This is a genomic window from Paenibacillus darwinianus, from assembly GCF_000598065.1.
GTDB classification, from domain to species: Bacteria; Bacillota; Bacilli; order Paenibacillales; family Paenibacillaceae; genus Paenibacillus_I; species Paenibacillus_I darwinianus.
In genome coordinates this window covers 36,758-39,711 of record NZ_KK082146.1, presented here as the reverse complement: position 1 = coordinate 39,711, position 2,954 = coordinate 36,758, and the positions used below count along the sequence as shown (strand labels likewise).

At 62.4% G+C, this 2,954-nt stretch carries 1 protein-coding gene; it reads right to left on the bottom strand.

Annotated elements, in window-relative coordinates; translation table 11 throughout:
* A partial coding sequence (locus BG52_RS05725) for a PD-(D/E)XK nuclease family protein (protein ID WP_036666960.1) occupies nt 1–2,600 on the bottom strand: 2,600 nt, incomplete at its 3' end.
* Between the last annotated feature and the right edge of the window lie 354 nt (nt 2,601–2,954).

Here is a 2,954-nt window from a genome sequence, read left to right as displayed (position 1 = left end):
GCTGCGCGCACGGCCTCTGGCGGCATTGCGCCGAAGCGGTCGCCCTGCTCCGACACCAGCCTCGTCAAGGCGGCGTGGAACAGCTGCCCGATATCGGGCGCCTTCAGGCTGAAGAGCTGGCGCTCCTTCAGCCGCAGCCCATGGATCGCAAAATGCTGGAACGGACATGAAACGAAACGCTCCATACGGGATACGCTAGCCTGCAAATGATCCCCGTACAGCTGACGCGCCGTCTCCTTCGACAAATACGTTTCTTCGTTGCGGAACGTCAACGCCGCAGCCGCTGCGGCCAACCTGCCGTGCCAATCCGGACGCGAGGCATACCAGTTGTATACGTCCCACCAGAGACCGGCGACCGGCAGCCCCTGCTTCCAGGCGCTAAGCTGGGCAACCAGAAAAGACAGCGTCCGCTCCGGGTGGCGGATAAACCGGAGCTGCTCTTCCTCCGCCATGTGAACGGCGGGCTCGCCCGATTCCAGTCCCTCCGGAATGCCCGGAAACAGCAGCTTGATATGGCGGATCACCTCGGACGGATGCAAGCTTTTGCCCTCTTCATCGGAAAGCGCATAGCTGATCCACAAATGCTTGCAAGGAGTCGTCAATGCGTTATATATCAGAAACCGCTCATCCAAAAGCCTTCTCCGCACGCCCGGGGCCGTCCGGATGCCTCCGTCCGCCAGCCGCTCGCGCTCCCGCTCCGTGAGAATGCCGTCCTCCTGCACTCGCATCGGCAGCATGCCGTCGTTCGCGCCGAGCACATAACAAACGTGCACGGTGCCCGGGCGCGTGCGGTCCATACTTCCGACGAGCACCTGATCAATCGCCGGCGGCACGGAAGCCAGCTTCAGGCTGTCAAGCCCGGTTTCGACAATGCCTGCGAACAGCTCGGCCGACATCTTCTCATTGCCCGCCATTTCAACGAGCTGGTCCAGCAGCGATATAACGCCGTCCCACAATTGGCGGTGCTCCCTGGCGCGCCGCACATCCTGGCTATCCGAGGACTCGCGGCTCCAACGCTCCAACCGGTCGGCCGCGTCAATGCCGTCAAGCAGCTTATACAACGCTTCGCACATCCCGCGAACGTCGGCCGCTTTCTCAAGCGACTGTTCGAACCTGCGCAGCGGGGTCACCACGGTTTCACGGCAGACAAGCAGCCGCTCGAACCGTTCCGGATCGATGGCGCGCGCGTTAGCCGGATCGTCCTCCAGCGCGTCGTGCATGAGAGGCTTCCAGCTTTTGCGGTCCAGCCAGCGCCATCCGTCGATGCCCGCAGCCAGCGCGTAATTTTCCAGCCGGTCAAGCTCCTCGCGCGTCACATCGCTGTCGGTCGGCACCAGCATCTCCGTCTTGATGCAGCGGAAGAGGGCCTCGTAGCGCCAGCCCTGCGTCACCGTTTCAAGCGCGGAACGGATGAGTTCGACAAGCGGATGGTGCGTGACGCCTCGCTTCTGGTCGAGGAAATACGGAATGCCGTAATCGGTGAACACGGCTTCGATATAATCGTTGTAATCGGACGCGCTGCGGGCCATAACGGCAATATCCCGCCAACGCAAATCGCCCTGCTGCATCCGCCGCAGCATGTCCCGCGCAACCGCCTCCACCTCGGCGCGCCGGTTCACGGCCGCCTGCAGCGAGACGCCGCAGCGCGGGTCGGACGGCTCGAGCGCCGCTTTATCCGGCATCAGCATCGGTGTGCGGCTGCGGTAATGCCGCTCCAGATGCGCCAGCATCGGGCTCTCGGCAAAGCGGTGCGGCGGCTCCCGATACAGCTCGACTGCAGGCATCACATCCACGCCGCACCGCCCGGCCAACTCCCTTAATTGTATGTAGGTTTCTGCGGTCGGATGGAACAGGTCGAGCTCGTGCGGCCGCTCGCCCGGACCGTAAGGCCGGTCCAGCGTCAGCGTCACCGAGACGTCGCGCGCGCCGCGCAGGATCGCCCCGAGCGCCTCAAATTCCTTGGGCGTAAAGCCGTGAAAGCCGTCCACCCATACTGCGGCTTCACGGAGCGCAGGCACATCCGCGAAACCCCGCACCAGCCAATCGAGACAATCCTCGGCGTCGATATAAAGCCCGGCCAGAGCCGAATCTAGCTCCTGATAAATTAGCCGCACATCGTGCAGCTTCCGGTCCAGCAGCGTCTGTGCGGAGGAAGCGGCGAACATTTCGCAGTAAGCCTCCAACCCGGAGGACGTGACGCCGTAGCGCTTAAACTCGGCGAGCAGCTCGTTCAGCCTTTCGATAAAGCCATGCTGCTTCGAGCTGCCCTGAAACAGCTGCAGCTGCGCGCCGAGCCGTTCCACAATTTTGTAAAGCATCATACTTTTTCCGTTCTCTCCGATGGGCACGAGCGCGGTGCCGCCCGTTTCCTGCATGATGCGGAACGCCAGCCGTCGAAAGCTCAGCGCTTGCGCCCGAATGGTGCCGGCGAAGCCAGGCGTGCGCGCCAGCGCATATTCGGTCTGAAACGTCGCCTGCTCGGGCACGAGCAGGATGAGCGGCGCTCCGTCCGGACGCTCCTTCAGTTCGGCGCGAATGTCCTCCAGACAGAACCGGGTTTTGCCCGCGCCCGAACGTCCCAATATAAATCGCAGAGCCATCCGTCATTCCTCCCGTCAGTCCCTCTGATTCTATTATTCTATCACACACCCGCTATCCTTCCTACCCAAAAACAAACATCTGTTCGTTTTTTCCTGTTAAAAAAATGCCGTCGCCGTCCGCATATCCCTGCCCTGCCATGATCATCCTAACCGGAAACGGCCGCTTCTCCCTCGAAGGAGGCATGGCTTACCATGCAGCGCAATATGCAGCACATCATTCTCATCGGGCTGACCGCATCCCTTGCCGCCTTACTTGCCTGCCTGATCCCGCTTGCGGCAGCGCTGTCTCCCTCGGGTCCGAACCGTCCCGGCCGTGCGGCGAGCCTGCCTGCTGCGGCTCCGGCGGCGCCTTCG